The following is a 23,019-nucleotide window of genomic DNA, read 5'->3' as shown; positions in this document are numbered from 1 at the left end:
GATACGAGATGATCCGTTCGTCGCATCCCGCCGCTGCGATAAGCCGTGACGCCCGGCATCCCGCCGCGCTAGGGAAAGCAACATGATTTCCCGTCTCCGCGCCGCCCCCGCCCGCGCACGGCTGCTGCTCTTCGCCTTCGGGGACTTCGCCTTCAATCTATACTGGCAGAGCATCATGCTCTTCCTGCTCTTCTACTATACCGAGGCGCTCGGCCTGCCGGTGGCGACCGCCGCGGCGGTCTACACCATCGCCTCGGTGTGGGACGGGCTCGCCAACTTCCTGGTCGGCGCCCTTGCCGACCGGCACGAGCCCAGGCGCGGCTATGGCCGGTTCCTGATGCTCGGCAGCCTGCCGCTCGGCCTCGCCTTCGTGCTCACCTATGCGCCGCCGCTCGCTACGGGCTGGTGGGGCATCGCGACGATCTTCATCGGTCATTTGCTGTTCCGCACCGCCTATGCCGCGGTCAACGTGCCCTATCTGGCGATGAGCGCGCGGGTGAGCAGCGACAGTCGCGACCGCGCCTTCCTGGCCGGCATGCGGATGCTGTTCGGCACGATGGCGGCAGTGCTGGTCGCCCGCGGCACCTTGCCGCTCGGCGCGCTGTTCAGCGGCGGCACCGTCGCCGCTCAAGCCTATCTCTGGGCGGCGATCCTGTTCGCGATCCTCGGCACCGCGATCCTGATGCTGGTCGGCGCCACCTATCGCGAGCAGGTGGTGCCGGTCCGCACCCAGCCGCCGTCGATCGCCGCGAGCCTGCGCAGTCTCGCCGCCAACCGCGCCTTCGTCACGCTGAACCTCGCGATGATGGCGATGATCGTCGCGGCGACGATCCTCAACAAATCGGTGCTCTATTATTTCAAGTATTTCGTCGGCGACGACGTAGCCGGGCAGAGCGCGCTCGCCTGGATGGGCGTGGTCGGCGCGGCGGCGGTGCCGCTCTGGATGCTGCTCCAGCACCTGCTCGGCACGCGCGGCCTCTGGTTCCTCGCCGCCGGCCTGTGCATGGCCGGGCTGCTGCTGTTCTCCGGCGTGCACATCGACCAGGCAGGGCCGATGCAGCTGTTCCTCGTCGCGATGCAGGCGGTGATCGTCGGACTGCACTTCGCCTATTGGGCGATGCTGCCCAACACGGTGGAATATGGCGAGCGTGCCACCGGGCTGCGGGTCGAAGGCGCGGTGTTCGGCATGGCGGCGCTGCTCCAGCGCATCGCGATCGGCCTGGCCACCGCGCTGCTCGCCACCGGGTTCGACGCCGCCGGCTTCGTCGCCAATGTCCAGCAGAGCGCGGCGACCCTCGCCACGATGCGCTTCACCATCGCGGTGGTGCCGCTGGCCTTCCTCGCGCTGTCCTGCCTGCTGATGCTGCTCAACCCGCTGGGCAAGGGCGCGCATGCGAAGATCGTGAAGGCCCTGGAGGAGCGCGAGGCTCTCTGAAATTCCTCCCCGAGCTTGTCTCGGGGAGGGGGACCGCGCCCGCAGGGCGTGGTGGAGGGGCACGGCGGATCTCCGCCGCGTGCCGCGGCGGCCCCACCACCATTCGCTGCGCGAATGGTCCCCCTCCCCCAGCAAGCTGGGGGAGGAATTTACCTCACGCCACCAGCGTGAACTGCGCGTGCACGCCGTCCGCCTCGGCCGAGGGCGCGATCCAGACGTCGAACAGGCCCGGTTCCACCGTCGGCTTGTTCTCGCGGCCGATGAACAGCAGCTGCTCGCGCTTGAGCTTGAACGTAACCGTCTCGCTCGCGCCGGCGGCGAGCGCCAGCTTGCGGAAGGCCTTCAGCTCGCGCACCGGCCGGGTGACACTCGCCACCCGGTCGCGGATATAGAGCTGCACCACTTCCTCGATCGCATGCGCACCCGAATTGGTGATCTTCGCCGAGACCGTGATCTCGCCGTCCCAGGCCAGCGTCGCCGGCACCGACAGGTCGGCATAGCCGACCTTGCCATAGGTCAGGCCGTGGCCGAACGGGAACAGGGCCGAGTTCGGGATGCCCCGATAATGCGCCTTGTAGGGCTCCAGCGGGCCTTTCGGATTGGGCCGGCCGGTCGCCTTGTGGTTGTAGTAATAGGGCTGCTGGCCCGGCGAGCGCGGGAAGCTGCACGGCAGGCGGCCGGCCGGGCTGTAATCGCCGAACAGCACGTCGGCGGTGGCGTTGCCTCCCTCCGAGCCGAGGAACCAGGTGACCAGGATCGACGGCGCATCCAGCACCGCGCCTTCCAGCGCCAGCGCGCGGCCGTTCTTGAGCACCACCACGATCGGCTTGCCGGTCTTGGCGACGGCTTCGGCGAGTTCCATCTGCGGCGCGGGGATGACGATCTCCGCGCGCGACTGCGCCTCGCCCGACATGGTCTCGCTCTCGCCGATCGCCAGGATCACCACGTCCGCCGCACTCGCCGCGGCCACCGCCGCCTCGATCCCGCCGGCCAGCGGTTCCTCGACCTTCGAGCCGAGCGTCACGCTCACCGCGCTCTTGTCGGCCACCGCGCCGCGCACGCCCGTCGCCAGGTCGATCGCCAGCTTGTTGTCGCCATAGACCACCCAGGGCCCGTTGATGTCGTGCTGGCCTTCGGCGAACGGGCCGATGATCGCGATCTTCTTGCCGCTCTTGGGCAGCGGCAACAGGTCGCCGTCATTCTTGAGCAGCACGATCGACTTGCGCCCGGCCTCGCGGGAGAGCGCGATCGCCTGCTTGGTACGCGAGCGCGCCTTTTCGCGCTTGGCGTCGATGCGGCGGAACGGGTCCTCGAACAGGCCGAGCCGCGCCTTCATCGCCAGCACCTTGCGCACCGATTCATCGACCAACGCGATCGGCACTTCGCCCTTGGCGACGAGATCGGGCAGGTGATCGCGGTAATAGCCGCTGGTCATGCTCATATCGACGCCGGCCAGGAAGGCGAGCTTGGCCGCCTCGCGCGCATCCGCCGCGAAGCCATGGTCGATCATCTCCATGTCGCCGGTATAGTCGGACACCACGAAGCCCTCGAAGCCCCATTCGTCGCGCAGGATCTTGCGCATCAGCCAGTCGCTGCCGGTCGAGGGCACGCCCGAAATCTCGTTGAACGAGGCCATGCCGGTGAGCGCGCCTTCGTCGATGGCGGTCTTGAACGGCGGCAGATAGACTTCGCGCAGCGTCCGCTCGGAGATGTCGACCGAATTATAGTCCAGCCCCGCCTCGGCCGCGCCATAGGCGGCGAAATGCTTGAAGCAGGCGAGCATCGCGTCGTTCGCCTTGAGGTCCTTGCCCTGGAAGCCGCGCACGCGCGCCGCCGCGATCACTTCGCCGAGCAGGGTGTCCTCGCCCGAGCCTTCCATCGTCCGGCCCCAGCGCTGGTCGCGCGCGATGTCGACCATCGGCGCGAAGGTCCAGTCGATGCCGGCAGCCGCGCCTTCATAGGAGGCCATGCGCGCGGTGCGCTCGGCAAGATCGGGATCGAAGGCCGCCGCCTCGCCCACCGGCACCGGGAAGATCGTGCGGTGGCCGTGGATCACGTCGGCGGCGAAGAGCAGCGGAATCTTGAGGCGCGACCTGGTCATCGCCGCGGTCTGCATCCGGCGCGCCATCTCCACGCCATTGCCGTTGAACACGCCGGTCAGGCGCCCCTTCTCGACCTCGGCCAGCTGCTCCTCGAAGCTCGGGCCGTTGGTCGGCGGGTTGAGCGCGGTGGCGACGCCGCCTCCCCAGGCAGCCGGCAGGATGGTGAGCTGGCCGGCCTTCTCCTCCACCGTCATCTTGGCGATGAGCGAATCGATGAAGGCGGGCACCGGCAGGCGAACCGCCGCCTGCAGCATCGCGCGCGCCGGGCTCGCGGCCCAGGCCGCGACCGCGCCCGCTCCCATCAGAGCCGCGCGCCGCGAAATCCTGGTGTCGAACATTGCTACTCCTCTCCTGAACGCCCCGCGGCCAACCACCACGGACACTGTCTTGCAGATGTCCGCCGCGAAACTTTTTTGCTTGTCGCGGCAAACCGTAACCGGTTACATAACTCGCACACGGCTTGTATTGCAATCGCCGAAGCGGTCTGAAGCGCAGGAAACATGCGTTCCCATGTCCGGGGACCGGGGGAGAAGGGACTGAAATGGGCGAGGCCACCATCCGCGATGTCGCACGCCGCGCCGAAGTTTCGGTCGCGTCGGTGTCGCGCGCCCTGAACGGCCTCGACAATGTCCGCGCCGAAACCCGCGAGCGGGTGATCAAGGCGGCCAACGAGCTGGGCTATGTCCCCCATGCCGGCGCGCGCAGCCTCAGCCTCGCCCGCGCCCACGCGATCGGCGTGGTCCTGCCCGACCTGCACGGCGAGTTCTTCTCCGAATGCGTGCGCGGCATGGACCGGGAAGCCAGCCGGCGCGGCTATCTGCTGCTGCTCTCCAACATGCATGACGACAGCGACCAGGCGGCGGTGGCGCTGCGCGCGATGCGCGGCCGGGTCGACGGGCTGCTCGTCATGGCCCCGCACATCGCGCCCGAGACGCTCGAGCATGCGATCCCGCCCGCGCTGCCCTCGGTGATGCTCAACAGCCATGCCGACCTGCCCGGTCGCCCGGCGCTGCGCTTCGACAATCGCGCGGGTGCCGAGGCGATGGTCGAGCATCTTGTCGCCAATGGCTATCGCCACATCGTCCACATTGCCGGGCCCGAAGGCAATCTCGACGCCGCCCAGCGCGCCGAGGGCTATCTCGCCGTCTGCGCCCGCCACGCCCTGCCCCCGCGCATCCTCGCCGGCGACTTCAACGAAGAGGCCGGCGAAGCCGCCGCCCGCACGATCCTGGCGAGCAATACCCTCACCGACGCGGTCTTCGCCGCCAACGACATGATGGCGATCGGCTGCCTCCACACGCTGCGCAGCGCGGGCACCGGCGTGCCCGAGAAGATCGCCGTGGCCGGCTTCGACGACGTCCCCCTCGCCCGCTATCTCTCGCTCAGCACCGTGCGCGTGAACATCGCCGAGATGGGCGCCCGCGCCGTCGGCCGGCTGATCGACCTGCTCGAGGGCAAGGACCTCAGCCGCGACAGCGAGACTTTCACCCCCGAGCTGGTCGTGCGCGCCACCACGGCGCCGCGCACCGCTCCCAAGGACGGAGCCGCGCATGCGTGACCGCGGCTCCGTTTCTTTTTCGCCGTGGACTGTAACCGGTTCCACGTCTTCACCCGCTTTTGGCCACACCCCGCCTCCGGGGGCGGCGCCCTGCGCGCTGCCCCCGATTTTTCGGGCCGGGGCTGAGACCACTCGCTCACTCTCGTGTATGAGGCTTTGGACATGATCGACCGGCGCGCGCTTCTTTCGCAGTCTTCGGCGCTGCTCGCGGCCACGGCCCTGCCGGGCGCCGCTGCCGCCCAGTCGCGCAAGGCGGCCGGCGTCCGCACGCTGCCCGCCTTTTACGAGGACATCGAATACCGCACCTTCCGCTGGTTCTGGGAGACGGCGCGGCGCGACAACGGCCTGGTGCCCGATCGCTACCCTTCGCCCAGCTTCTGCTCGATCGCCTCGGTCGGCTTCGCGCTCACCGCCTATCCGATCGGCGTCGAGCGCGGCTGGATCACCCGGGCCGAGGCACGCGACCTCACCCTCACCACGCTGCGCTTCTTCTGGGAGGCGCCGCAGGGCCCCGAGCCGAGCGGCAAGATCGGCCATGCCGGCTTCTATTATCACTTCATCGACATGATCAGCGGCGAGCGCTTCGGGAAGACCGAGCTCTCCAGCGTCGATACCACGCTGCTGCTGATGGGCGTGCTGTTCGCCGGCCAATATTATGACCGGGCAGACGCCAAGGAGCGCGAGATCCGCGACTTGGCGCAGAAGCTCTATGCCCGTGCCGACTGGAACTTCTTCCGCTCGGACGGCCGCAAGGCGGTGTCGATGGGCTGGCATCCCGAGCGCGGCCTGATCCCGAGCAGCTGGACCGGCTATAACGAGGGGATGTTCGTCTACATCCTCGGCCTCGGCGCTCCGGTGCACGCGCTGCCGGCGGACAGCTGGGACGTGTGGACCGCGCCCTATCCGCGCTGCTGGCGCGGCGAAGGGCCGACCCGCCACCTCGCCTTCGCGCCGCTGTTCGGCCACCAGTATAGCGAGTGCTGGATCGATTTCCGCGGCATCCGCGACAAGGTGATGCGCGAGGCCGGCATGGACTATTTCGAGAATAGCCGCCGCGCCACCTATGCCAGCCGCGCCTATTGCATCGCCAATCCGCAGGGCTGGGACGGCTGGTCGAAGGACATCTGGGGCCTCACCGCCTGTGACGGCCCGGGCGATTTCAAGCTGGAGTTCAAGGGCAAGCCCACCGAGTTCTTCAGCTATTCGGCGCGCGGCCCCCTCGGCCAGCCCGACGGCCGCGACGACGGCACGCTCGCCCCCACCGCCGCGCTCGGCTCGCTGCCCTTCGCCCCGGAGATCGTCATCCCCGCCGCCGAGGCGATGCGCCGCGAGCATGGCGACCGGCTCTACGGCAAGTACGGCTTCTACGATTCGTTCAACCCGAGCTTCCGCTGGACCGACAAGCAGCTCTCAAACGGCCGCGTCGATCCCTCCAGGGGCTGGTACGACACCGACCATATCGGCATCGACCAGGGCCCGATCCTGCTCCAGGCGGCGAACTACCGGAACGACTTCGTCTGGAAGCGTATGCAGGGCTGCGCGCCCGTTCGGAAGGGGCTGAAGGCGGCGGGGTTCACCGGGGGGTGGCTGGGCGCCTGATCCCCCGACCCCTTCCTCCCTACCCTGTTACCGTCATCCCGGCGAAAGCCGGGATCTCGTGCGGCTCCTTCCCCGCGCCTCCGCCTGAGATCCCGACTTTCGTCGGGATGACGGACTGGGGCGCGGGATGACGATTTAGGCGCCGGAGTGGCGGCTACCTGATCCGCACCACCTTGGTCCGCCGCGAAACCCCATTCTCGTCGAACGCCTCGACCGCCACCCAATATTCCACCCCGACATTGAGCGCACGGATGTCCAGCGCCGCGCCCTGGTCGGCCCAGCGCTGATAGGTCAGCGTCAGCCGGTCCGGCCGCACGCCCCACAGCACATTGTACCCGACCGCGCCGGGCACCGGCTTCCACGCCACATGCGCGTTGCGGGCATCGCCGTCGCGCTTCACGATAACCCCGCCCGGCATCGCGGGCGCCTTGCCCCCGGCCGAGCCGAACACCCGCAGGTCGGCGATCGCCAGGTTCGCACCCCCGACATGACCGTGCACATAGCGCACGAACCGCGCACGAACCGGGGCCGGCAGCTGGAAATACGCATTGGGCCGGTCGCGGCGCGGCGCCTCCGTCTTCGCCAACGGGCTCCAGGCCTTCCCGTCCAGCGACGATTCCAGCGCGAACTCGGTATAGATGTCCGGCGCATCACCGAACCGTCCCGCCTTGTAGTCGGCGAAATTGACCTGCACCGCGCGCAGCGTCTTCGCCGCGCCCAGATCGACGGTCAGCGTCTCGCCCGGCTTGCTCGCCCCCGCTACCCAGAAGCTGCGCGGGTCCTCGTCGGTTGCCCGGCTAGCCGCAAACTCACCCTGCGTGGACGAAGCCACAGCCGCTTTCTTGTACGAGAGCAGCATCCAGCCCGTGAACAGGCTCTCCGGATCCTCGACCTTCGCGGTCGGAGCATAATGCGGGAAGTCGCCGAACCGGGTCGATACCGCCATCTGCCCGTCCGCCCAGAAGCGCGCCGGCCACATCCCGATGCGCCGCTCGAAGGTCCAGTTATAGCCGATCCACGGCGTGCCGGTGTTCCACCAATTGCCGTTGACGTCCTGGAACGTCGAGCCGTGCCCCGCCCCCTGCACGAATCCGCCGGGCTTGTAGGCGACCGGGTTCCACGGCGCGTACTCGAACGGCCCCAGCGGTTTGTCCGAGACATAGGTGCCGTTCGAATAGGCGTTATATTCGGTGCCCGGCGCGCCGTACTGGAGGAAATAGCGCCCGTTCACCTTGGTCATCCAGGCGCCTTCCATGAAGGGCTGGATCGGCGTGCCGTTGGGTAGCGTGCCCGAATGATCCTGGCCGAACCGCTCCCAGCCATGCTGCTCGGGGTGCAGCGCCAGCATCGGCTTGGGCTTGCCCTTGTAGAGCAGCTTGCCGTCCTCGAACGCGATCTCGATCCCGTAGAGCGGGAAGACGTTGGACGAGCCCCAATACAGGTACCATTTGCCGTCATCGTCCTTGAACAGCGCCGGGTCCCAGGGACCGGGCGGCACCTTGTCCTCGCCGGGCGCGGGCACGTGCCCCTCGCCCACCGCATCGACCAGGTCCGGCATGCGCCGCACGAAGAAGTCGAGCTTGCCGCTGTCGGGATCGGTGGTGGAGAGAATCGATTCCGGCCGCGTCATCGACGGCTGGATCAGGATGCGCTCGCCATCGCTCCATACCGCGGGTGCCACGATCGAGTTGAACGGCCAGCGGCTGGGCGTGACGAAGGTCCAATGGACCAGATCGCTCGACGACCAGTAACCGTCCGCCAGCGTCTGGAAGAGATAATATTTGCCCTTGTGGGTGACGATCGCCGGGTCGGCGCCGGTGCGGTACGAGACGCCCTGGTTCACCTGCTCGAAATTGTAGCGGTAATCGATGTCGATCGGGTTGGCATAGGTCTGGCGCGCATCCTGCGCGTGCGCAGCCCCGGCAGCGAGCAGGCCCAGCGGAAACAGGATACGCATCTATCTTCCTCGAAAATGAAAAGGGGGAGGAAAGCCCTGCGGCTCGCCTCCCCCGGAATTGTCAGTTCGAACCTGGCTTAGAACTTGTAGCCCAGGCGGAACTGGATGCGCCGCGGCAGCGTCAGCGTGTTGGCGCCGATACGGCCCGGCTCGAGCGGGTCGGTCGCGCTCATGAAGGTGTCGAAGTCCTTGAAGTTCTTGTTGTTGAACACGTTGAGGACATCGACCGCGGCTTCGAGATTGTCGCCGCCCAGGATCGGGAAGGTCTTCGCGAGCGAGACGTTCACTTCGCAGAAGGCGAACAGGCCCTTGATGCAGTTCTTCTCCGGATAGGCCGCGCTGAGCGCCGCCGCGCCGCTGTCCGAACCGCGGGTCGCGTCGGTGATCTGGTAGGCCGAACCGCTGCTCAGCGTGGTGACCGTCGAGAAGCGGAAGCCCATCGGCAGGTCGACCATGCCCGAGATCACGATCCGGTGACGCTCGTCGCCGGCCTTGGGACGCCAGCCATAGCCGTCCGGCGTCAGGCCATCGAGGCTGAACAGGTCGCCGCCATTCTGCTCCGCCTTGGAGAAGGTGTAGGCGAGATTCAGGCCCCAGCCCGACGACCGGGTGTAGTTCTTGTCGAGCGTGAAGAAGAGCGCCTTGTAGCGCGTATCCAGGCCATCATAGCCGACGATCACGTTGCTGTAGCCGAACGGGACGACCGTCGAGGTGTTGCAGCAATTGCCCAGGCCATTGTTCTGACGGGTCGCGAACAGGTTGGTGTAGCCGTTGCGGCCGCGCTGGTACGAACCGGTGAGCGAGGCCTCGAACACGCCGAAGCGCTGGCGCACGCCGAGCGAGAACTGGTCGTTCACCGGCGGCTTCGCGTCGTTCTTCACTGCGAACAGCTCGGGCAGGCCGGTGGTCGAGCTCGCCGCCAGGGCGAGCAGGCCCGCGCGGGTGGCATAGGCCGGGTTCCACATCACGGTCGGCAGGCCGGAGCGCGGCAGGCCGTTCGCCGAGAAGCGGAACACGCCGATCGGGTTGATCGTGCGCGACAGCTCGTCGACCGTATTGTTGAAGTTGTTGCGGTCGTAATAGCGGCCGGCGCCGCCGAAGATCACCGTCGAGCGATCGCCCTTGATGTCCCACGAGAAGCCGAAGCGCGGCGCGATCGCCCCGCCGAACGGCTTACGCTGGTGGCCATCGGTGATGTAGTTCTCGGGGTTGAAGTAGAAGGTCGCCGGCAGCGAGCGGATCGCGGCGGCGGCGGCAGCCGGCGTGCGATACTCGTTGTTGAAGCCGTTGGTCTCGTAATCCCAGCGCACGCCCAGGTTGAGCTGCAGGCGATCGGTGATGTCCCAGTCGTCCTGCAGGTACAGGCCGATCTGGGTGTTCGACGCCCGGATCTGGCCGCTGCCCAGGCCCAGGCGCGCTTCCGCCGGGAACGAGAAGTTGGTGTCGTCGCTCGCATCCGCCGGCGTGCCGGCATTGTCGATGCGGAAGGTGTAGCGCGGCTGGAGATAGGCGTTGTTGTCGAACTGGATGTCCGTCACCTCGACGCGCGCACCGAACTTGAACGCGTGCCCGTCGATCCCCGTGAAGGTGAAGTCGTCGCGCAGCGTGTAGCTCGCCTGCGTCTCGTTGCGGGTCGAATCCTTGCCGCCGAACAGGATCACGCTGGCATATTCGTACGAGGGCAGCTCGGGATGCAGCGAGGTCGGGTTGAAATTATAGTTCAGGTAGCTGGCGTTGAACTCGTTGGTGAAGTTGTTGCCATTGTACGCCCACTTGAACAGGTAGGTGTCGACCTTGTTCTTCTTGTTCTCGGCATTCTCATAGGCGGTGTTGCCACCAAAGCCCTGGATGTCCGATTCCTGGCGCCGGCTGAACGACAGGTCGAAGGTCTGGCGATCGTCCGGGGTCAGGGTCAGCTTGCCGAAGTAGAAGTCGCCGCGGAACGGGCTGACGAACGCGCCTTCGAAATCGCTCAGCTTGCGGCCCGAATACTGCTCGAACTGCTGGATCGCCGCGGCCGAGCCGGTGCTGTCGACGTTGAACGCGCGGTTCTGGTCGTTGCCTTCATAGGCACCGAAGAAGAACAGCCGGTCCTTGATGATCGGGCCGCCGAGCGACACGCCATACTGCTTGCGCTCGAACGCCGGCTCGGGACGGTTGTTGCGCTTGTCGAGATACGCCTTCTCGCTCAGTCCCTTGTCGGTGTACTGGCCGAAGATCTCGCCGTGGAACTCGTTGGTGCCCGACTTGGTGAGCGCCGTCACGATCGCCGCGCCGGCCTGCTCGTACTCGGCCTTGTAGTTCTGGGTGAGGACGCGGAATTCCTGCACGGCGAGCTGGCCGAACGGGTTGCCGCGGCTGTTCTGCTGGCCGGCGATGCCGCCTTCGCGGACCTGGTTCTTCAGGCTGACGCCGTCGATGAACACGTTGACCTGGCTGGCCGTCGAGGCGCCCGAGGTGAAGCCCTTGTCGGTCTCGCTGTCATTGTACTTCACGCCCGGCGCGAGCGCGACGAACGACAGGAAGTTGCGGTCGGTCTGCGGCAGGCGCTCGATCTGCGTGGTCGAGACGTTGGTCGCGACTTCGCTGGTGCGCACTTCGCGGGCACGGGTGCCGGTGACGACGATCTGGCCCTCGGGCACCGTCTCGGCCGCGGCGCCGCCGATGGCGAGATCGAGGCTGGCCGACTGGCCGATGCTGACGATGACGTTCTGGCTGACCGTCTCGGTCCCCGCCGTCGCGGTCACTTCATACTCGCCGGGACGCAGGCCGGTGAGCGTGTAATAGCCGTTCGCATCGCTCGTCGCGCGCACGGTCTGGTTGGTCGCGATGCTGCGTGCCGCAACCTGCGCGCTCGCCGCGGAACTGCCATCCGCGCCGGTCACCCGGCCGCTCAGGCTGGCGGTGCTAACCTGCGCCGACGCCATGGTCGGCAGCATGACGGCACCGCTCGCAAACAGCGTGGCCATCGCCATCGCCGTTGCCGAGATGCCACGCGTCAGGACGCGATTCTTCTTCTGAATTCCCACTATCATTCCTCCCCAGCGAGATTGTAACCGGTTACAAACTTCGGCGGCTGTTGTTCTGTTCTTGGTGATCGCCTGAAACCCCCAATGAAACCGGTTCCATGAAACGTCAATGCGGCGAATGCGTCAGCGTTGTCGGGGGTGAATTTTGCTGCACTGCGGTGTGTCTGGAATGCAACACTCGTCCCTCGACCCCGCAATCGACCGGTCATGGGGAGTCCCTCTTGCGGCGCGTGCGGGGTGTTCCCCATATCGTCGCCATGAGCGAAACAAACGCGTGGCACGGCACGACGATCCTTTCCGTGCGCAAATCCGGCAAAGTGGTGATTGCAGGCGACGGACAGGTTTCCGCGGGCAACACCGTGATGAAGCCCAACGCCCGCAAGGTGCGTCCACTGGGCGATGGCAAGGTGATCGCAGGCTTCGCCGGCGCCACCGCCGACGCCTTCACCCTGTTCGAACGGCTCGAGGCCAAGCTCGAGCGCCATAACGGCCAGCTGCTCCGCGCCGCGGTCGAGCTCGCCAAGGACTGGCGGACCGACAAGTATCTCCGCAACCTCGAGGCGATGCTGATCGTCGCCGACGCGGAAGTGACTCTGGTCGTCACCGGCAATGGCGACGTGCTGGAGCCCGAGGGCGGTGTGGCCGCGATCGGATCGGGCGGCAATTTCGCGCTCGCCGCGGCCCGCGCGCTGGTCGATTACGAGAGCGACGCCGAGAAGATCGCCCGCGCCGCGATGAAGATCGCCGGCGAGCTCTGCGTCTACACCAACGATCGCCTCACGGTGGAAACGCTGGACAGCGCCAATTAACCAACGCATCGGCGGCGGCATGAAGTTCCGCATGGACTATGACACCGCCCGCAACCGCATCCTGGTCGAGATCCGCGATTTCTGGACGATCGATACCGTCCGCGAATTCGCGGCCGCGGCGGGTGCCAAGGCCCAGGAAGTGCGCGCGATCCGCAGCGACTATGACGTGCTGATCGATTCGCGCGCCTTCCCGGTCCAGGCCAACGACGTCGCCGATCTGCTGCCCAGCATCGCCGAGGCGGGACTCACCCTCACCTCGGGCCGGGCAGCCTCGGTCGTCGGCAGCCATCTCAACAAGCTCCAGGCCGAACGCACCCAGACCCATCCCCGGATGCGGATCTTCATGACGGTGGAAGAAGCCGAGGCCTGGCTCGCGGAACCGCGCTAAACCCTCTGCTTGACCGGGCCGTGGACGCAGGCGGCATTCGCGGCGAGCGTCTCAGTTGCCTTCGGCGTCGACCATGAACACCATCGGCCGACCGCGCGACATCGGCTCCCAGCCAGCCGACAGGGCGGCGCGCACGCACCGCGAGATCGTGGCGTCATCGAGCTGAAGACGACCGCGTGGCAACCCCTTCAACAGCCGCTTGGGCGGCGGAAATTCCACCAATGCTTCGCGCTTGGCATCCTGCTGGAGAATGGAAATCGTCATTCCCTTCCAGCCTTCGTCATCCGATAGATGCGGTTCGCGCTGAAGGTGCCAATCATAGGATACGCCATCGACATTTACGGTGCCGGCATTGCCTCGGGAGTTCGACATATAGTCGGCACTAGCATGCCAACCATCCCGAAGCACAGGGGCGGGTTCATGCCCAAGGTACAGGCGATGCCTGCACTTGCTTACCCGGCCAGTGCGAGGCGTTCTCTAACCTGGGCGAGGGTACCGGCAGCACGCAGGACCGATGGCGCAGTTTGGCGGACGAAGGCGAACCGGTTGGCGGGATGGCGGATCGCAGCTGTACCTGCTGCCAGTTGCCGCCGACCGCGAAAGCTGGTTTGAGGCTTCGCTCAGAGGGGCTTCGACGCCTTCCAGAGTTTTGGATTCCAATGAATTATCGCCATTCCTTCCATGCCGGCAACAGTGCCGATGTCGTGAAGCATAGCCTGCTGATCGCCCTTGTCCGGGCCTTGCAGCTAAAAGACGGCGCGTTGGCCCTGATCGACACCCATGCCGGCTGCGGGCTCTACGACCTTGGCGGCGAGCAGTCCCTCCGCACCGGCGAAGCCGCACAAGGGGTGCTACGGGCCTTTGCCGACCAGAACCCCTTGCTGGACGACTATCGCGCCGCCGTCCGGACGGTGAATGTCGGGGCGGAGCCGCGCCTCTACCCCGGCTCGCCACAGTTCTTGGCGCAGCTCCTGCGCCCGCAGGACGTGCTGATCCTCAATGAAAAGCATCCCGAGGACGCGCACGCCCTGCGCGGCGCGATGCGCGGCACGCCTGCTGCCGTGCATGAGCGCGATGCCTATGAGCTTTGGCTGGCGATGCTTCCGACCCGAACGCCTCGCGGCGTGGTGGTGGTCGATCCGCCGTACGAGCAGACAGACGAGCGTGCCCGCATCACAGCCACCCTCGCCGCGGCGCACCGCAAATGGGCGCATGGCGTGACGGTGATCTGGTATCCGCTGAAAGACCGCGCGACGCATCAGCGGTGGAAGGGCGATTTGCGCAGGCTCGGCATCCCGAAATTCCTCTCGGTGGAGCATTGGCTATATGATGCCGATCAGCCCGGCATCTATAACGGCGCGGGCCTTTTCATCGTCAACCCGCCCTATGCCTTCACGCAGGCGCTGCCGCCTCTGCTGGAAGCCCTTCGCGCCGCACTGGCACCGGAAGGGCATCGGGGCGAGATCACCGCCGATTGGTTGGGCGATAAAAGATAAGCCTGGTCCCGGATCTGGTCATCCAGGCGCATGGGTAACGCTGGTCTGCTTTCAGGTAATCGGCAAGCTCCATCCATGAGCCCAGCTCATGCCTCCCCCAACCAAATCGAGGTTGAGCCCGGCCCCACCGCCCCTAGGCTGCGGCCATGCTGATCGCCCGCCGCCCGCTGATCGCCTCTGCCGCGCTCGCCCTTCCCGCCTGCACCGCCACGCCGCGCCCGCAGCCGCTCAGCGCCACGCGCGGGCCGCGATGCCTGCCGATCGTCAACGTCTCGCCCGCCCGCGTCATCCGCACCGTCGCGGGCCTGCGTCCCTATCGCCCCTCGGGCTTCGTCGTCCGCGCCGAGGCGCTGGGCGACAAGCGGCTCGTCCATAATTACGGCCATGGCGGCGCCGGCATCACGCTGAGCTGGGGCACCTCGCGCCTCGCGGTCGATCTCGGCCTGCCCGGCCATAGCGGCCCGGTCGCCGTGCTCGGCTGCGGCATCGTCGGCCTCACCACCGCGCGCCTGCTCCAGGAGGCCGGCCGGCAGGTCACGCTCTACGCAGCCCAGCTGCCGCCCCACACCACGTCGAACATCGCCGGCGGCCAGTGGCACCCCGCCAGCCTCTACGATCCCGCCCAGGTCACGCCCGAATGGATCGCGCAGTTCAAGGCCGCGATGGACTATAGCTGGCGGCGCTTCCAGATCATGGTCGGCGAGGAGTACGGTATCCGCTGGGTGCCGACCTATCTCCAGATGCACGACGATCCGTCCGAGGATTCCGCCGAACCCGATCCCGCCGACGCCTATGAAGCCGACCGGGTGATCCTCGGCCCCGGCGAGCACCCCCTCCCTGTCCGGCGCGTCCGCCGCTTCAGCACCATGTACGCGGAGAGCGGCCATCTCCTCCGCCAGCTGATGCGCGACATCCAGATCGCCGGCGGCAGGTTCGTGATCCGCGACTTCGCCACCCTCGCCGAGATTCTCGCCTTGCCCGAGACGCTGGTCTTCAACTGCACCGGCCTCGGCGCCGGCAGGTTGTTCGGCGACACCGGGATCGAGCCAGTGCGCGGCCAGCTCGCGGTGCTGCTCCCCCAGCCGGAAGTCCAATATGCCTATGGCGGCCAGATGGGCTACATGTTCCCCCGCGCCGACGGCATCATCTGCGGCGGCAGCTTCGAACATGGCGAATGGGATCCCACGCCCCAGCCCGAACGCATCGCCAGGATACTCGCCCGCCAACAGGCCTTCTTCTCGGGGTTTCGCTGCACGGCTTGAAGCGGCGGTGCCGGCCCCCAACATCGGGGATCGAAACGAACCAGAGTACCCAATCCCCCAATGAACGAGAATCTGACGCCCAAGGCGATCGTCGCCGCACTCGACGCGCACATCATCGGCCAGCAGGACGCCAAGCGCGCCGTCTCGGTCGCGCTGCGCAACCGCTGGCGCCGCCAGCAGCTCTCGGCCGATCTCCGCGACGAGGTCACGCCGAAGAACATCCTGATGATCGGGCCGACCGGCTGCGGCAAGACCGAGATCAGCCGCCGCCTCGCCAAGCTCGCCGACGCTCCCTTCGTGAAGGTCGAGGCGACCAAGTTCACCGAGGTCGGCTATGTCGGCCGCGACGTCGAGCAGATCGCCCGCGACCTGGTCGAGGAAGCGATCCGGCTCGAGAAGGAGCGCCGCCGCGCCGCGGTGAAGGACAAGGCCGAGGAAGCCGCGATGGGCCGCCTGCTCGACGCACTGACCGGCAAGGATTCGTCCACCGCCACGCGTGAGGCGTTCAAGCAGCGCTTCCACGAAGGCTCGCTCGACGGCAGCGAGATCGAGATCGAAGTCGAGCAGGCTTCGCAGATGCCCTTCGAGATCCCGGGCGCCGGCCCGCAGATGATCAACCTGGGCGAGATGATGAAGGGCCTGTCGGGCACGCCGCTCAAGCGCCGAAAGATGACCGTCCGCGCCGCCTGGGAGAAGCTCGTCGAGGAAGAGGCCGACAAGCGCCTCGACCAGGACGAGGTCAGCCGCGTCGCGCTCGCCGATGCCGAGGCCAATGGCATCGTCTTCCTCGACGAGATCGACAAGATCGCGGTCAGCGACGTGCGCGGCGGCTCGGTGAGCCGTGAAGGCGTGCAGCGCGACCTGCTGCCGCTGATCGAGGGCACCACGGTCGCCACCAAATACGGCCCGATGAAGACCGACCACATCCTCTTCATCGCCTCGGGCGCCTTCCACGTCGCCAAGCCGAGCGACCTGCTGCCCGAGCTGCAGGGCCGCCTGCCGATCCGCGTCGAGCTGAAGGGCCTGACCGAGGAGGATTTCGTCGCGATCCTCAGCGACACCAAGGCGAGCCTGGTCCAGCAGTACGCGGCCCTGCTCGGCACCGAAGGCGTGAAGATCGACTTCACCGACACCGGCATCCGTGCCGTCGCGCGCATCGCCGCCGAAGTGAATGCCGAAGTCGAGAATATCGGCGCCCGCCGCCTCCAGACGGTGATGGAGAAGCTGCTCGAGGACATCAGCTTCGGCGCCGAGGACCGCAAGGGCGAGACGCTGGTGATCGACGGCGCCTATGTCGACAACCAGCTCGCCGCCGTGGCCCGCAACACCGACCTCAGCCGCTACGTGCTGTAATTCCGTCATCCCGGCGAAAGCCGGGATGACGACATTCGTGCTACTTCGCCTTCTCGTACGGCGTGAACTTCCCGAACATGCAGTATGCGCTCGGGATGCTCGATCCAGGATCGAGCACGCGGAACCGGTCGTTCCGGCAGAGCTGCGATCCGTGCACCTCGACGATCAGCGTGGTGTAGGGCCGCAGCCCCGGGCAGGAGGCGCCCAGGTCGTTGCGCCACACCGTCCTGCCCAGCGGCTTGTAGACGATGGTGTGGTCGTCGATGATCTGCGGGCCGTCGGAATCGGTCACCGAGATGCAGTCGCGCGGAGCCCCCGCCACCCGGTCGCCCAGCACCGCGGCCAGGTCCTTCTGCGCCTCGGCCGCCTGCGAGGCCTGCATTTCGCTGCTCGCGGTGCAGCCCGCCAGGGCGAGCGCCGCAGGGGCGGCAAGTAGAAGATTGCGCATCATCCTGTTCCTCACTTGCTGTAGGGCACGAAGCTGCCGAGCGCGCAGGCGCCGGTCATCATCCCGCCGATGCGGGAGCGCGTCTCCACCCGGTCGCCCCGGCACATCCGGCCCGAGGGGCTGGTGATCACCGGCAGGTCATCGCGCGACAAACCGGTGCAGGCGCCGATCAGTTCGTTGCGCCATATCTTCTTCGGCCCGCCGATGAACAGGATGGTGGTGCTGTAGCCCTCCATGCCGTTGTACCGATCGCGCGGCAGGCAGTCCTGCGGCTTGCCCGGGGTCATGCCGGCCAGCTGCCTGGCGATCTTCGCCTCCTCGCTGCGGTCGCCGCCGCGCTGCGGCAGCGCGGCATTGGCGGCACAGGCCGCGGCGAGGATCAGAGCGCCGGGAATGACGAAACGCAACATCGTGTCTCTCCTGTCGCCCCCGACAGCGAGACTATAGCCCCGCCCCGCTCAAAAAGCATCCTTGGCGGCGCGGCGTTCCGCGAGGATCTCGGCGGTTTCCGCACGCAGGAAGGGATTGGTGGCAAGCTCGGCGCCGATCGTCGTCGGCACGGTCGGCTCGCCCGCCTCGCGCAGCGCATCGACTTCCGCCATGCGCGCCTGCAGCGCTTCGTTGTCGGGTTCCACGGTCAGCGCGAACCGCCCGTTCGCCTGGGTATATTCGTGCGCACAATAGACGATTGTCTCGGGCGGCAGCGTGCGGAACAGCTGCATGTTGCGGAACATCTGCTCCGCCGTGCCCTCGAACAGCCGGCCGCAGCCCATCGCGAACAGCGTGTCGCCGACGAACAGGATGCCGTCCTCGGCGAAGTGATAGGCGATGTGCCCGGCGGTGTGGCCCGGCACTTCGAGAATCTGCGCGATGTGCTGGCCGACCTTGATCCGGTTGTTGCCCCCGGCGAGCCAGTCGGCCCCGGAAATGCGCGTGCCCTCGCCCGACGGTGCGATGATCACCGCACCGGTCTCCGCCTTGAGCTCGGCATTGCCCCCGGTATGGTCCGGGTGCCAATGCGTGTTGAGGATCGCGTTGAGTTTCCAGCCGCGCAGCTTGAGCTCGGCGAGCACCGGCGCCGCCACGCCAGGATCGACCACCGCGGTCTTGTCGGCACGCTTGTCGTGGACCAGCCAGATGTAATTGTCGCTCAGCGCGGGAATGCGGATGATCTCGAGTGCCATGATAGTCTCCCGCCTAGCTATTTAGGCCTGTGGCCGGATTTTGCACCATTTTCGGCCCATTTAGCTGCGTGTCGATGCAAGTTCGCCGGCCAGCACGCCCACCAGTTCCTCGGCCCCCATCGCCCGCACCCGCGCGACGCCGGTGCCGGCCCAGAGCGGCGAATAATCGCCCCGGCCCTCGCCTTCGGCATGCGCGCGCAGCGGCGCCAGCGCGTTCGAGCCATAGGGGAAGGCCGGCACCTCGCTGCGGATCGGCCCCAGCTCGCGCATCAGCCGGTTGACGATGCCCTGCGCCGCGCGCCCGGAGAACAGGTTGGTGAATTGGGTCGCGGCCTCGCTGCCGAGCAGCGCGCGGAACGGCGCCGAGATGCTGCTCTCGGCCGCGGCGAGAAAGGCGGTGCCCAGCTGCACCGCGCTCGCCCCGCCGGCCAATGCCCGGGCGATGTCCGCGCCATCGACGATCCCGCCCGCCGCGATCACGGGCACCGCAATCCTCTCGGCGAGCAGCTCGGCCAGCGGCACGGGCCGGTGCGCATCACCCAGGAACCAGCCCGAATGCCCGCCCGCTTCGGCCCCTTGCGCGATCACCGCATCGACGCCGCGCGCGGCCAGCCAGCGCATTTCCTCGATCGTGGTCGCATTGCCGAACACCAGCGCGCCGGTGCCCCGCACCCGGGCGAGCAGCGACTCCTCGGGCAGCCCGAAATGGAAGCTGACGATCTCCGGCCGCGCCGCCTCGACCGCCGCGCACAGCGCATCGTCGAACGGCCGGCGAAGCGGCGGCGGTGGGCCGGGTTCCACGCCTTCCTCGGCATAATAGGGCGCGAGCAGCGCGCGCCAGCCGCGCTCGTCGGGCGCCGGCTCGGGCAGGCGGTGACAGAAGAAATTGAGGTTGAGCGGGCCCTTCACGGCGCCGCGCACCTCGGCGACCTGGCCGGCGAGCTGCTCGGGTGTCAGCAGCGCGCAGGGCAACGAGCCCACCGCACCGCCCCGCATCGCCGCGATCGCCAGGGCGGTGCCCCCGGCGCCGGCCATCGGCGCCTGGATGATCGGGGCGCGGGCCCCGATCCGTTCGAGCAATCCTACCACTCGCCCGTATTGGCCATCGAGGCCCAGGGCTCTGCCGGCGGCAGCGGATCGCCCGCCTGGAGCAGCTCGACCGAGATGTTGTCGGGGGTGCGGACGAACGCCATGTTGCCGTCGCGCGGCGGGCGGTTGATCGTCACGCCGCCGTCCAGCAGCCGCTGGCAGGTCTCGTAGATATTGTCGACGCGGTAGGCCAGGTGCCCGAAATTGCGGCCGCCGGTATAGACTTCGGCCGGGCTGCCATCCTCGGCCGGCCAGTTATAGGTCAGCTCCACCTCGGCATCGGCGCGCTTGCCCTCGCCCTTGCTGTCCTCGTCGGCGGCGAGGAAGATCAGCGAGAACCGCCCCTTCTCGCTGTCCATCCGCCGCACCTGCTTGAGGCCGAGCAGTTCGAAGAAGGCGATGGTGGCGTCGGGATCCGTCACGCGGATCATCGTGTGGAGATAGCGCATGCGGCGGGAGATAGGGGCGGGCAAGCGGGAGCGCTACCCTAATCAATTCCTCCCCGAGCTCGTCTCGGGGAGGGGGACCATTCGCGCAGCGAATGGTGGTGGGGCAATTGCGGGACGCCGACGATATCGACGGCCCCTCCACCACCGCCTTCGGCGGCGGTCCTCCTCCCCCAGACAAGCTGGGGGAGGAATTAGGAAATCACTTCTCCGTCGCGGAGAACTGCTCCAGTGCCTTGCGCGCCGCGGTGGCGAGGCCAGTGCCCGGTGCCAGCTCGATCACCCGCGCCCAGGCCGTCCGCGCATCTGCCTCGTTGCCGCTCGCCGCGGCGATATTGCCCGCCTCGAGCTGGACCGAGGGATCCTCGCCCGAAAGCCGCAGCGCCGTGGTGATGTCGTTGGCCGCGCGCGGCAGGTCCCCGGCGCGCCGTGCCAGCGTCGCCGAGAGCAGCCAGGCGAGCGGATCCTTGTCGGCATAGGTCAGCGCCTTGTCGATGTCGCTGCGCGCAGCCTCCATGTCGCCCGCGGCGACCATCGCGCGGGCGCGGTCGAGATGCGCTTCGCCCAGGTCCAGCCCGGCGAGCTTGCCCGTCGCCAGCGCCGCGTCGATCGCCGCGCGACCCTTGGCGGGTTCGCCCGCCGCGATCCAGGCATTGCCTGCCGAGGCCCAATATTGCGGCGCGCGCGGATCCTTGCCGGTCTCCGCCTCGCGTGCCGCGTCCTCGAACGCGCCCGCCGCCGCCGCCCATTTGTCGCTATTGGCATAGGCGACGCCCAGGCACTGGCGCGCCAGCACGCCGCCGCCTTCCCCGCGCCACTGCACGGCGTCGGCCAGCGCCTTGGCCGGATCGCTGGTCGCCAGGTCCATGCACTGGGTGAAGCGCGGCGGCTCCTTGGGCGCCGCGGTCGCCTCCTGCACCGGAACGGTCTGGAGGGCGAGGATCAGGATGGGGAGCATAGGGCGAGCACTTCCTCGAGCGCGCGCACGATCAGGGCCAGGTCCTGCTCGCGCGAAAAACGATGTTCCGCGTCCTTGACCAGCAGAGTCTGCACCATGTCTGAACGGATCATCGCCGCCAGCCGCGGGGCATATTCCCACGGCACTTCCTTGTCCTTCTGTCCCTGGAGCAGCCGCACCGGCCCACCCCAGGCGATCGGCTGGACCAGCACCCGGTTCGCCTCGCCCGATGCCCAGAAGCCGCGGGTGGTGACGGTCGGCATATCGCCATAGTCGTTGGGCTGCTCGATCCGCCCGGTCTGCAGCAGCGCGAGCTTCTGCTCCATGGTGAAGCCCCAGTCGGTGAAGTCGGGCGCCACCGCGATGCCGACCATGCCGGCGACCAGCTCGGGCCGCGCCTTGGCGATCATCGCCATGATCCAGCCGCCCATCGACGAGCCGACCAGCACCGCCGGCCCCTTCACCACGTCGTCGATCATCCGCAGCGCATCGTCGCGCCAGCTCGCGAGCGTCTCGTCCTCGAAATTGCCTTCGCTCTCGCCGCAGCCCGAATAGTCGAAGCGCAGGAACGCCCTGCCGGTCGCCCGGGCCCATTGCTCGAGGTGCAGCGCCTTGGTGCCCTGCATGTCCGACGCATAGCCGCACAGGAACATCACCGTCGGGCCGGCGCCCGGGGTGTGATGATAGGCGAGATTGGGACGCGGCGGCGCTTCGGGCGCGGTGGTTTCTTCGGTCATGACGAGGGGATAGCTGCGCAATGGCCCCCTTAAAACCCTCTACCGCTTGCGGGAGAGGGTGGCCGCGCGGAGCGCCGGCCGGGTGAGGGTCAGTGCGGGAGGCAAGCGCATTGCTCGCGGCCAGCCCACACCCTCACCCTTCCGCATGCGGGAGAGGGAATTAGATCCCTCCCGAAAACGTATCGCACTGCCCCGGATCGCCCGTCTCCAGCCCCTTCTTCAGCCAGGCCATGCGCTGCGCCGAGGTGCCATGGGTGAAGCTCTCCGGCACCACTGTGCCCTGCATCTGCTTCTGGAGCGTATCGTCGCCGATCGCGTTCGCCGCGGTCATGCCTTCCTCGATGTCGCCCGGCTCGATCCGGTCCTTGTTGCGCGCCGCCCAGACGCCGGCGAAGCAATCCGCCTGCAGCTCCAGCCGCACCGACAGCGCATTGCCCTCGGCCTGGCTCGCCCGCGCCTGCAGCCGCGAGACCTTGTCCGAGGTGCCGAGCAGGTTCTGGATGTGATGGCCCATCTCGTGCGCGATCACATAGTCGCGGGCGAAGTCGCCCTTGGCGCCGAAGCGCTTCTCCAGCTCCTGGAAGAAGCTGGTGTCGAGATACACGCCATTGTCCGCCGGGCAGTAGAACGGCCCCACCGCAGAGCTCGCCGCGCCGCAGCCCGACTGGACGTCGCCCTGGTAGAACCGGATCCGCGCCGGCCGATAGCTTTGCCCTGCCTCGCGGAAGATCGTCTCCCAGGTGGTGTCGGCAAGCCGCATCACCCGGCACGATTCGAGCCGTTCGCCGGTGCATACCTGGCGGCCGCTCTGCCCCGCGGTCGGCGACTGGCCGGTACCCGCACCACCCCCGCCGGTGGTACCGAGCATTCCGCCGCCGCCGCCGCTCATCGCGAAATAGGCAATCGCGATCAGGCCGATGATCGCGATGCTGCCGCAGCCCATGCCGCGGCCGAGCAACAGGGGCAGCAGGCCGAGCAGCCCGAAACCGCCGCCGCCTCCGCCACCGCCGCCGCTGCCCAGATCGTCGGCATTGTCGGTGGGGTCGATATCGTCGAGCCGCATGGCGATCCTCTTTATTTAGCCATCGCGACAATGCCCGAACTGGCGTTGCGTTGCACGTGCCAAGCCATACCAAAAGATGCACTTCCCTCGGCCCCGGCTTTCGGCC

Annotated in this window: 20 protein-coding genes; 8 read left to right on the top strand and 12 right to left on the bottom strand. The window is 67.6% G+C overall.

Annotated elements, in window-relative coordinates:
* The first annotated feature begins 82 nt into the window (after window positions 1-82).
* Window positions 83-1,435, top strand: a complete 1,353-nt coding sequence (locus GGR46_RS09375; RefSeq protein WP_183997042.1) for an MFS transporter — start codon at window positions 83-85, stop codon at window positions 1,433-1,435.
* Window positions 1,436-1,589: 154 nt separating this feature from the next.
* Here the strand turns inward: GGR46_RS09375 and GGR46_RS09370 are convergent, their stop codons facing one another.
* Complete coding sequence (locus GGR46_RS09370; protein ID WP_183997040.1) at window positions 1,590-3,875, bottom strand: glycoside hydrolase family 3 N-terminal domain-containing protein; 2,286 nt, start codon at window positions 3,873-3,875, stop codon at window positions 1,590-1,592.
* Between the two features lie 203 nt (window positions 3,876-4,078).
* On the opposite strand from GGR46_RS09370, the gene GGR46_RS09365 reads away from it, so the two are divergent.
* Window positions 4,079-5,095 (top strand): LacI family DNA-binding transcriptional regulator, encoded by a 1,017-nt coding sequence (locus GGR46_RS09365; protein WP_183997038.1) that lies wholly within the window; start codon window positions 4,079-4,081, stop codon window positions 5,093-5,095.
* Between the two features lie 162 nt (window positions 5,096-5,257).
* Window positions 5,258-6,694, top strand: a complete 1,437-nt coding sequence (locus tag GGR46_RS09360; protein ID WP_183997036.1) for a glucoamylase family protein — start codon at window positions 5,258-5,260, stop codon at window positions 6,692-6,694.
* Between the two features lie 154 nt (window positions 6,695-6,848).
* Here GGR46_RS09360 and GGR46_RS09355 read toward each other — a convergent pair whose 3' ends face one another.
* Both GGR46_RS09355 and GGR46_RS09350 read right to left on the bottom strand, forming a co-directional pair.
* Window positions 6,849-8,651, bottom strand: a complete 1,803-nt coding sequence (locus GGR46_RS09355) for a family 43 glycosylhydrolase (RefSeq protein ID WP_183997034.1) — start codon at window positions 8,649-8,651, stop codon at window positions 6,849-6,851.
* A gap of 77 nt (window positions 8,652-8,728) precedes the next feature.
* On the bottom strand, window positions 8,729-11,626 hold the full coding sequence (locus tag GGR46_RS09350; protein WP_183998744.1) for a TonB-dependent receptor domain-containing protein: 2,898 nt from the start codon (window positions 11,624-11,626) through the stop codon (window positions 8,729-8,731).
* Window positions 11,627-11,937: 311 nt separating this feature from the next.
* Here GGR46_RS09350 and hslV point away from each other — a divergent pair, with 311 nt between their 5' ends.
* Window positions 11,938-12,489: an ATP-dependent protease subunit HslV gene (gene hslV, locus GGR46_RS09345; RefSeq protein WP_183997032.1), complete on the top strand. Its 552-nt coding sequence runs from the start codon at window positions 11,938-11,940 to the stop codon at window positions 12,487-12,489.
* Window positions 12,490-12,508: 19 nt separating this feature from the next.
* Entirely contained in the window at window positions 12,509-12,877 is a 369-nt protein-coding gene (locus tag GGR46_RS09340) for a hypothetical protein (RefSeq protein WP_183997030.1), read from the top strand.
* 51 nt (window positions 12,878-12,928) lie between these two features.
* Here GGR46_RS09340 and GGR46_RS09335 read toward each other — a convergent pair whose 3' ends face one another.
* Window positions 12,929-13,249, bottom strand: a complete 321-nt coding sequence (locus tag GGR46_RS09335; RefSeq protein ID WP_183997028.1) for a hypothetical protein — start codon at window positions 13,247-13,249, stop codon at window positions 12,929-12,931.
* A gap of 287 nt (window positions 13,250-13,536) precedes the next feature.
* On the opposite strand from GGR46_RS09335, the gene GGR46_RS09330 reads away from it, so the two are divergent.
* From GGR46_RS09330 to hslU, 3 genes are all read left to right on the top strand, one after another.
* Complete coding sequence (locus GGR46_RS09330; RefSeq protein ID WP_183997026.1) at window positions 13,537-14,373, top strand: 23S rRNA (adenine(2030)-N(6))-methyltransferase RlmJ; 837 nt, start codon at window positions 13,537-13,539, stop codon at window positions 14,371-14,373.
* Window positions 14,374-14,519: 146 nt separating this feature from the next.
* A complete protein-coding gene (locus GGR46_RS09325; RefSeq protein WP_183997024.1) occupies window positions 14,520-15,635 on the top strand; it encodes an FAD-dependent oxidoreductase in 1,116 nt (371 codons plus the stop codon).
* Between the two features lie 60 nt (window positions 15,636-15,695).
* Entirely contained in the window at window positions 15,696-16,988 is a 1,293-nt protein-coding gene (gene hslU / locus GGR46_RS09320) for an ATP-dependent protease ATPase subunit HslU (protein ID WP_183997022.1), read from the top strand.
* A gap of 40 nt (window positions 16,989-17,028) precedes the next feature.
* On the opposite strand, the gene GGR46_RS09315 is transcribed toward hslU, so the two are convergent.
* From GGR46_RS09315 to ypfJ, 8 genes are all read right to left on the bottom strand, one after another.
* The gene (locus GGR46_RS09315) at window positions 17,029-17,436 is read right to left on the bottom strand and encodes a DUF6491 family protein (protein ID WP_183997020.1); all 408 of its coding nucleotides are present in this window, start codon (window positions 17,434-17,436) and stop codon (window positions 17,029-17,031) included.
* An 11-nt stretch (window positions 17,437-17,447) separates the two neighbouring features.
* Window positions 17,448-17,846 (bottom strand): hypothetical protein, encoded by a 399-nt coding sequence (locus GGR46_RS09310; RefSeq protein WP_183997018.1) that lies wholly within the window; start codon window positions 17,844-17,846, stop codon window positions 17,448-17,450.
* A gap of 48 nt (window positions 17,847-17,894) precedes the next feature.
* Window positions 17,895-18,620, bottom strand: coding sequence for a hydroxyacylglutathione hydrolase (gene gloB, locus GGR46_RS09305; protein ID WP_183997016.1), 726 nt, complete (start codon window positions 18,618-18,620; stop codon window positions 17,895-17,897).
* A gap of 60 nt (window positions 18,621-18,680) precedes the next feature.
* Window positions 18,681-19,709 (bottom strand): NAD(P)H-dependent flavin oxidoreductase, encoded by a 1,029-nt coding sequence (locus tag GGR46_RS09300; protein ID WP_343058097.1) that lies wholly within the window; start codon window positions 19,707-19,709, stop codon window positions 18,681-18,683.
* Window positions 19,703-20,158 carry a VOC family protein gene (locus tag GGR46_RS09295; protein WP_183997014.1) on the bottom strand — a complete coding sequence of 152 codons (456 nt, stop codon included), beginning with the start codon at window positions 20,156-20,158 and terminating at the stop codon, window positions 19,703-19,705. The genes GGR46_RS09300 and GGR46_RS09295 overlap by 7 nt, the downstream gene beginning before the upstream one ends.
* A 199-nt stretch (window positions 20,159-20,357) precedes the next feature.
* Window positions 20,358-21,113 carry a tetratricopeptide repeat protein gene (locus tag GGR46_RS09290; RefSeq protein WP_183997012.1) on the bottom strand — a complete coding sequence of 252 codons (756 nt, stop codon included), beginning with the start codon at window positions 21,111-21,113 and terminating at the stop codon, window positions 20,358-20,360.
* A complete protein-coding gene (locus GGR46_RS09285; RefSeq protein WP_183997009.1) occupies window positions 21,098-21,850 on the bottom strand; it encodes an alpha/beta hydrolase in 753 nt (250 codons plus the stop codon). Before GGR46_RS09285 ends, GGR46_RS09290 begins: the two co-directional genes overlap by 16 nt.
* Window positions 21,851-22,010: 160 nt before the next feature.
* Window positions 22,011-22,913, bottom strand: a complete 903-nt coding sequence (gene ypfJ, locus GGR46_RS09280) for a KPN_02809 family neutral zinc metallopeptidase (RefSeq protein ID WP_183997007.1) — start codon at window positions 22,911-22,913, stop codon at window positions 22,011-22,013.
* Window positions 22,914-23,019 lie beyond the last annotated feature (106 nt).

This window comes from Sphingomonas kyeonggiensis (genome assembly GCF_014196745.1).
In the GTDB taxonomy this organism is placed as follows: domain Bacteria; phylum Pseudomonadota; class Alphaproteobacteria; order Sphingomonadales; family Sphingomonadaceae; genus Sphingomonas; species Sphingomonas kyeonggiensis.
This window is presented reverse-complemented; position numbering and strand designations above follow the sequence as displayed.

Excerpts from the sequence above, each read along its gene's own strand:
- GGR46_RS09375 (WP_183997042.1), top strand. The coding sequence starts at position 83 with ATGATTTCCCGTCTCCGCGCCGCCCCCGCCCGCGCACGGCTGCTGCTC.
- GGR46_RS09370 (WP_183997040.1), bottom strand. The coding sequence starts at position 3,875 with ATGTTCGACACCAGGATTTCGCGGCGCGCGGCTCTGATGGGAGCGGGC.
- GGR46_RS09365 (WP_183997038.1), top strand. The coding sequence starts at position 4,079 with ATGGGCGAGGCCACCATCCGCGATGTCGCACGCCGCGCCGAAGTTTCG.
- GGR46_RS09360 (WP_183997036.1), top strand. The coding sequence starts at position 5,258 with ATGATCGACCGGCGCGCGCTTCTTTCGCAGTCTTCGGCGCTGCTCGCG.
- GGR46_RS09355 (WP_183997034.1), bottom strand. The coding sequence starts at position 8,651 with ATGCGTATCCTGTTTCCGCTGGGCCTGCTCGCTGCCGGGGCTGCGCAC.
- GGR46_RS09350 (WP_183998744.1), bottom strand. The coding sequence starts at position 11,626 with ATGGCGATGGCCACGCTGTTTGCGAGCGGTGCCGTCATGCTGCCGACC.
- hslV (WP_183997032.1), top strand. The coding sequence starts at position 11,938 with ATGAGCGAAACAAACGCGTGGCACGGCACGACGATCCTTTCCGTGCGC.
- GGR46_RS09340 (WP_183997030.1), top strand. The coding sequence starts at position 12,509 with ATGAAGTTCCGCATGGACTATGACACCGCCCGCAACCGCATCCTGGTC.
- GGR46_RS09335 (WP_183997028.1), bottom strand. The coding sequence starts at position 13,249 with ATGTCGAACTCCCGAGGCAATGCCGGCACCGTAAATGTCGATGGCGTA.
- GGR46_RS09330 (WP_183997026.1), top strand. The coding sequence starts at position 13,537 with ATGAATTATCGCCATTCCTTCCATGCCGGCAACAGTGCCGATGTCGTG.
- GGR46_RS09325 (WP_183997024.1), top strand. The coding sequence starts at position 14,520 with ATGCTGATCGCCCGCCGCCCGCTGATCGCCTCTGCCGCGCTCGCCCTT.
- hslU (WP_183997022.1), top strand. The coding sequence starts at position 15,696 with ATGAACGAGAATCTGACGCCCAAGGCGATCGTCGCCGCACTCGACGCG.
- GGR46_RS09315 (WP_183997020.1), bottom strand. The coding sequence starts at position 17,436 with ATGCGCAATCTTCTACTTGCCGCCCCTGCGGCGCTCGCCCTGGCGGGC.
- GGR46_RS09310 (WP_183997018.1), bottom strand. The coding sequence starts at position 17,846 with ATGTTGCGTTTCGTCATTCCCGGCGCTCTGATCCTCGCCGCGGCCTGT.
- gloB (WP_183997016.1), bottom strand. The coding sequence starts at position 18,620 with ATGGCACTCGAGATCATCCGCATTCCCGCGCTGAGCGACAATTACATC.
- GGR46_RS09295 (WP_183997014.1), bottom strand. The coding sequence starts at position 20,158 with ATGCGCTATCTCCACACGATGATCCGCGTGACGGATCCCGACGCCACC.
- GGR46_RS09290 (WP_183997012.1), bottom strand. The coding sequence starts at position 21,113 with ATGCTCCCCATCCTGATCCTCGCCCTCCAGACCGTTCCGGTGCAGGAG.
- GGR46_RS09285 (WP_183997009.1), bottom strand. The coding sequence starts at position 21,850 with ATGACCGAAGAAACCACCGCGCCCGAAGCGCCGCCGCGTCCCAATCTC.
- ypfJ (WP_183997007.1), bottom strand. The coding sequence starts at position 22,913 with ATGCGGCTCGACGATATCGACCCCACCGACAATGCCGACGATCTGGGC.